This is a genomic window from Tepidimonas sp., from assembly GCF_029335975.1.
Classification (GTDB): Bacteria; Pseudomonadota; Gammaproteobacteria; order Burkholderiales; family Burkholderiaceae_C; genus Tepidimonas.
The window spans coordinates 1-5,311 of record NZ_JARJMT020000073.1 but is presented as its reverse complement, the minus strand read 5'-3'; the positions used below and the strand labels follow the sequence as shown (position 1 = coordinate 5,311).

Below are 5,311 nucleotides of genomic sequence, written 5' to 3'. Positions count from 1 at the left end.
TCTGACTTGGTCTGATCCATCATGGCGGGGGCCGTTTTCAGTCGTCACATGCTGTTGCGTCCTGCCGCTAGCGGCACAGCGCCTTTCCCCCACCGGAGAGCGCATCGAACCACGCCACCACATCGTCGTAATGGCAGGGGCTGTCGGGGTTGGTGCGGTCGCTGGCGCACTGCGGGGCCACGGTCTGGTACGGGGATGCGGTGCGGCGGGTGTTGCGCCATTCCGCCCCTTCGCCAGCCGTCGGGCTGCTGCCTGCCAGCGGGGCTGGCAGCCATACCAAATTGTTGGCCGCTGGGCTGGCTTGCGGCAGCGCCGCCCCGCGGCCGGTGCGACCGTGGCTGATCAGCACCACGCAGGCGTTGGCCACATCGCCACTGCCGTCGCCATTTTGGTCCACCGCCAGGGGGTCGGCAGCCGCTGGACAGGCGGCAGACAATCGCACCGAGATCAAGCGCCCCCAGCCATCGGTGACGTCGTCGGGGCTGAGTCCAAGTCGCCGCAGCGACGCACTGGGAGCGCCACCCGGGTTGGCCCAGCCCACCGGGGGCAAATGGCCTGGCGGCAGGTTGGCAGGTTCGATGAGGGGTGTGCTTGTGGGGGGATTGCGCCCCGGCAGGTCGGGAAAGCCGTTGTGAATCAGGTGGTAGGCGCACAGCGCCCCGCGGATGCGTTCGATGCGCTGCAAGGTGAGGGCTTCGCGCGCTTGGGCGTCGCTGGCACGCTGCAACAGTTGCATGGCCAAGGCGACCGCGCCTGCCAACATCAGGGATAACACGATGCTGACGGCAGCCATCCCGCGCGCCCGCGCCGGCGCGGTTGCCAGCCAGGCTATACGGTCACTCCGTCGACTTCGGGCGAGCGCCGAAAAAGGGTAGGAACGAGAAGGCATGCCGCTTACGGTTGAACCTTTTGCGCCTCTACCGCCACCTGCATGAGGGTGCGCCAGACGACCAGGTCGTCAAAGTCGGCAGAAGCCTGCCCCTGGTAATAGCCTTGCGTGACATTGTTTTTGACGGGCTGACCGTTGTCGTTTTGCCGCTCGACCGACGCCGGGCCACCGGCCATCAGAACCCCGCTGCTCGTATAGCCGCCAAAGCGGTTGGGACCATGGCTGATGAGCACGTAGGCCGCACCGGTGTTCAGGGCAGGGTCGGCCAACACGGCGGCGGAGCCCGGCGCCAACACCCGATGGCCCAGCCGGGGCGGGCCCAAAGCGTCCAGACAGGACTTCCAATCGGCGGCACTGCGCGTACTAAACGGTGTAGTCGACGACGGACAGGAACCCAGCGCAGTGGCGAGCGTCAGCGAGCGCCCCGCCGTCCCATAGGTCATCCAGGGCCAGTAGCTGATGCGCCCACCCCAGGCGTCCAGCACCTCATCGGCCGTCAAACCCAGGGTGCGCCATGGCACGACGGCTCTGGACTGCACGCTGGACTGACAGCCGGATGAGGTGGCGCCCGACTGCTCCAAGCCGGCACCCACCGCGTCATCCGCCAAAGCCCCGTCAGCCGGGCACGGCAGGCGGCCGTTCAACATCACAAAACGGGTCAAGGCGGCCTCGATGGCGGCCAGCTTGGCCCGGGTTTCTTTGATCTGCTGGGCTTCGCGCAGCCCGCTGCTGATCGGCAAAAAGAGCGCAGCCATCAGGGCGATGATGGCCAGCACCAGCGCCATCTCCACCAGCGTCAAGCCGGTCGTCGCTGGCCTGCCCGCAACCGGCTGCTGCCCCCTCCAAGGGCTTTGGGTATCTTTTGCCATGGCAGTGACCCTGTCAGGGTTGATAAAACGCCCACCGCATCATTCTAGGGGGAGCGCTGCCCTGGCGGGGCGCCCGTCAAGTCTTTTGACAGCGGCGCCGTGGGCGCCGGCCAGTCGGTCCGCGGGGGCAGCAAATCGCTCACCTGCCCGTCCGGCTGCAGCGTCTGTCCGGGCCGCAGGGCAATGAGGCGGCCTTCCCGCTCCAGAATGACCCGATCCGGGCCCACAGCCCGCAGGCGCACCTGCGCACCCAAGTGGTCGCCCGCACGCAGCAGCTGGCCGTTGATCCAGACGCTGCCGGCGGTGTGTGGTGCCTGCACCAAGCCCTGGATTTGCCAGGGGCCACTGGGGTCGCCCTCGCTGGCATCGGTCTGGTCGCCAGCGGCACGGCGCGCCCGTTCGATGGCCGCCCTCTGCGCTGGGGTCAGTATCCAGCGCAGAGGGCCGGGCACTGTGGCGCCCAGCGCCGCGGGCTGTGGAGAGCCTGGCGCCGCCAGGGCGGCTGCCGCCGCCAGGCCAGCCAGCGCCAGCCCCGCCAGCCTTAGGGCTGAACAGCAGGCGCGGCCGCCGGCGCGGCGCGCGGGATGAAAAATAGCGTCCATTGACACTCCCACTCCAGATTGGGCAGGGCCGCGTCGGCCGACGGTTGCGCCGCACCCCCGTCCGCGCGGCTGCGGTCGGTGGTGAATTGGCACTGCTGCAGGGCGGCGCTGCTGCCCAGCAGGCGCTGGATTGCCTGCACCACGCCCCAGGCTTCGATATCGTGCATGTGCCTGCCCCTCAGGCGCAGGGTCTGGGCACTGGGCTGTGCGGTCGCCGGCTGGGCCTCGCCCGGCGCGGCTGGCTCCAGCGGCGCGGGCAGCGCTGCGGCTGGGTCCTGCGCCGCCGACCAGGGCTGCGCAGGGCCCAGCTCCAGCTCGACGGCCTGCTGCAACCAGTCGGGCTGGGTGCCAAGCCAGTCGAGAATCTTTTGCATTTGCAGCGCCCGCCAGGTCGCCAACGGCTCGTCGCTGATCAGCCCCTCGCGCTGCCACTCGGCATAGGGGATACGGTATTCGAGCGCCAGGTCGTGGTCCTGGCGCGCCTGGGAGAGCTGTGCGGCAACGGTGTCGCGCTGGCCCTGCAAAAGCTGCAATTGCTGGGTTTGCTGTGGAGCCCACCACATAAGCGCCGCCAGCAGCAGCGCCTGTATCGCCAGCACACTCCCCCAACCCCAAGTCAGGGGCCGCAAGGCACGCCAGAGGGCCTCACGCAACAAGGGGGCATGGATCATGATGGACTCCCTGGCGCAGGGGAGGGAGCAAGGGCTGGGTTGGGGCCAGCGCCGGTCAGATCGGCGCGGCGCATCAGGCACCAGGCGCTGCTGTCTTGGTCTTGCCGTTCCTGGGCTGCGCCGGCGCGCAGTGCGAGCGCGCCGCGCGCCGCAATGGGGGATTCGATCACGGCCCAGTCGGGGTCGGCTTGCAGACGGCGTTCCAGCTGTTCGACCCGACGCTCGCGCTCGGCGGGCCGCATCTCGCCCGGCAGATAGAGCTGGATGCGCACCGAGTCGGCCTGCGGGCTGTTTGGCGGTGCGCTTGCTTGCGGCGGTGTTCCCCCCTCTTGGGCGATACGCTGGGCGGCCTGGGTGCAGGCGGGCTTGCGCTGCCATTCCCATTGTTTGACCTGGATCTGCGCGGGGACATCGGCCAGCCAACGCTGTGTGCTGGCGATCGCCTGTGCCGCACCGCCGTCGCTGCTGGCCGCGCCCGGCCGCAAATGGGGCAACTGCAGCACCTGGCGCAGCAGCGCGAGGTCGACGCCGGTGGCGTCAAGATCGCGCTGCAGCTCCCGTATAGCCGCTTGGTCGGCGCTGATTTCGCTTTCCAGCGCCGCTTGCTGCTGCCGCAACTGGGCCAGCGCCTGCCACTGCGCATCCAGCCCGCCCAGTAACACCAGGCTGAGCAAGCCCAGCGCCGCGTGCGCACCCCGGCGCGCCAGGCGCGCCAAATGATAGCGCCGCATCTCGGCCGTGGCGAGCTGCCAGGGCAGCCTCGGCCCCACGCCGGCCAGCAGGGCTTCGAGGGGCATGGCGGCTTCGGGATGCGCTTGCCAAGTCTGGTTCGCGGGCGGCGCCGCCGGCTGCCAGTCGCTCAGGCGCCCTAACAGATGAACGGACAAAGGCTGGGTGCGCGGCACCATACCCTGGTCTTGAAGAAAGCGCACTGTCGCTGCAAGCTCGTCAGCCAGCGCACCCTGGGCATCGGCTGGAATGAGACGGGTGTAGAGCGGCTGCGCCCCCTGCACCGCCACCACACGACTGCCGTGCGCAGACGGATAAACGGCCACATGGTATCCGCCATCGTCGGGTATGTGGCCCCGCATCAGTTGCAGCAGCGGGGCTGTCAACGGCCAGACCCCCACGATGGGCTGTTGCTGTTCCAACAAGCGCTGCAGGTTTTGCAGTATCTGGGGGCTGGCCACGGTACAGACCGTAGCCGTCGCGACGTGACGCCAGGGGACCTGACTCGACACCCGCATGGCCCACAGCGGGCTGGAGGCCACATCCAGGGCCACTTGGGTTTGCAAAAACGCCTGCCGGTCGCGCAGCGACAGTGCCGGTGTGCTCAATGTGCGCCAGCTTTCTTCCAGGACATCGACGACCACAATGATCGGCTGTCGCGGATGCGTCGGCGGCGCCGGCAACCAGACTTGCCCTTTGGGCGTGATCAGCAAGACAGGCTGCCGCGGACGTGGGCGACGCGGGATCCCGACCCTCATGGCTCAGACGATCTTGGTAATGGTGTCATAAATTGGCCCGAGCACGGCCAGCATGATCCAGCCTAGGATCAGACCCAAGATGACCGTGATGATCGGCTCCAACAGCGATTGTATCCGGTCAACCGTGTCGCGCACCTCCCGATTAAAAAAGCGGGTGACATTATCCAATGCTTGATCGATGGCGCCGGTCATTTCGCCGACGCGCAGCATGCGAATGGCAATCGATGGAAAAATGGGTTCGGCAGCAAAGGCGTCGGTGATGCCAGTGCCGGTGACGATACGGTCTCTGACGCGCGCGGTTGCCTGTTGAATGGGCAGATTCTGTGTGACCTCGATACAATGGTCCAGCCCCTGGATGATGGGCACGCCACTGCGGTACATCAGCCCAAAAATGTCCAACAAGCGGGCCACGACGATTTTGTGCACCAGCGGCCCCAGAAGTGGCAATTTGAGCAAGATGGTTTGCAGCTGCAGGCGCAGTTTAGGATTATGGCGCGCCGCCCAGGCGACCAGGGCGATCGATAACGGCGGCGCACCCAGGATCGCCCACCAGTAATGAACAAAACCATCGGAGACCGCAATCAACAGCCGGGTGTGCAGCGGCAGCTCTTGCCCAGAGGACTGGATGAACGACACCAGCTGCGGCACCAAATACACCATCAAAAACACCACTACACCGCTGACGGTGAGGGCCACAAAAGACGGGTAGGCCAAGGCTTTTTTCAACTGGGCGGTCAATTCGATCTGCCAGCGCATCGATTCGACAATCCGCTCCAGCACTTCGGGCAGCGCC

Annotated in this window: 6 protein-coding genes; all 6 read right to left on the bottom strand. The window is 67.0% G+C overall.

Features of this window, described 5'->3' with window-relative positions:
* Positions 1–67: 67 nt before the first annotated feature.
* On the bottom strand, positions 68–793 hold the full coding sequence (locus P3W97_RS04010) for a hypothetical protein (RefSeq protein ID WP_300844003.1): 726 nt from the start codon (positions 791–793) through the stop codon (positions 68–70).
* A 101-nt stretch (positions 794–894) separates the two neighbouring features.
* A complete protein-coding gene (locus P3W97_RS04005; protein ID WP_300844002.1) occupies positions 895–1,758 on the bottom strand; it encodes a type II secretion system protein in 864 nt (287 codons plus the stop codon).
* Between the two features lie 44 nt (positions 1,759–1,802).
* Complete coding sequence (locus P3W97_RS04000) at positions 1,803–2,360, bottom strand: general secretion pathway protein GspB (protein WP_300844001.1); 558 nt, start codon at positions 2,358–2,360, stop codon at positions 1,803–1,805.
* A complete protein-coding gene (locus P3W97_RS03995; RefSeq protein WP_300843999.1) occupies positions 2,300–3,031 on the bottom strand; it encodes a hypothetical protein in 732 nt (243 codons plus the stop codon). Before P3W97_RS03995 ends, P3W97_RS04000 begins: the two co-directional genes overlap by 61 nt.
* Positions 3,028–4,473 (bottom strand): hypothetical protein, encoded by a 1,446-nt coding sequence (locus P3W97_RS03990; protein WP_300843997.1) that lies wholly within the window; start codon positions 4,471–4,473, stop codon positions 3,028–3,030. Before P3W97_RS03990 ends, P3W97_RS03995 begins: the two co-directional genes overlap by 4 nt.
* A gap of 48 nt (positions 4,474–4,521) precedes the next feature.
* A partial coding sequence (locus tag P3W97_RS03985) for a type II secretion system F family protein (RefSeq protein WP_300843995.1) occupies positions 4,522–5,311 on the bottom strand: 790 nt, incomplete at its 5' end.

Coding starts and splice junctions, on each gene's coding strand:
- P3W97_RS04000 (WP_300844001.1), bottom strand. CDS start 2,360: ATGGACGCTATTTTTCATCCCGCGCGCCGCGCCGGCGGCCGCGCCTGC.
- P3W97_RS04005 (WP_300844002.1), bottom strand. CDS start 1,758: ATGGCAAAAGATACCCAAAGCCCTTGGAGGGGGCAGCAGCCGGTTGCG.
- P3W97_RS03995 (WP_300843999.1), bottom strand. CDS start 3,031: ATGATCCATGCCCCCTTGTTGCGTGAGGCCCTCTGGCGTGCCTTGCGG.
- P3W97_RS04010 (WP_300844003.1), bottom strand. CDS start 793: ATGGCTGCCGTCAGCATCGTGTTATCCCTGATGTTGGCAGGCGCGGTC.